This window comes from Phytobacter massiliensis JC163 (assembly GCF_000321045.1).
Classification (GTDB): domain Bacteria; phylum Pseudomonadota; class Gammaproteobacteria; order Enterobacterales; family Enterobacteriaceae; genus Phytobacter_A; species Phytobacter_A massiliensis.
Genome location: NZ_CAEO01000203.1, coordinates 1 through 371, shown reverse-complemented (window position 1 = coordinate 371; position 371 = coordinate 1). Strand labels below are relative to the sequence as shown.

Genomic DNA, 371 nt, shown 5'->3' with positions numbered 1-371 from the left:
ATTTCAACGAAAAGGAAGTGTCATGGGCTATGTGGAACTGGTTAATACCCTCATTGCAGATGGCCACAAAACAATATCGCTCGTTTCAAATAAGCGTCATACCGATGATGAACGCGTCATCATTGAGGAATATCTCGTTCTTGATGCATGTGGAGATATCGTTGCCAGAAAGATACGAATACCGGAAGGTTACGGCTGGTCAATGGTCGACTGGCCAGGGTATCGGCCGTGCGATGATGCTCAAGTTGTGTTCGGAGGGATTGACCTGAATGACGCAGATACGGCAAAAGGCTATTTCTTTCTGATGGCCTATGACTGAATACGGGCAGGAAGGACAAAACGGCGGGCGGGATTTCATAACGGTTTTGGAA

At 47.2% G+C, this 371-nt stretch carries 1 protein-coding gene; it reads left to right on the top strand.

The features are described from left to right. A partial coding sequence (locus ENTHG_RS00220; protein ID WP_222860434.1) for a hypothetical protein occupies positions 1-319 on the top strand: 319 nt, incomplete at its 5' end. Between the last annotated feature and the right edge of the window lie 52 nt (positions 320-371).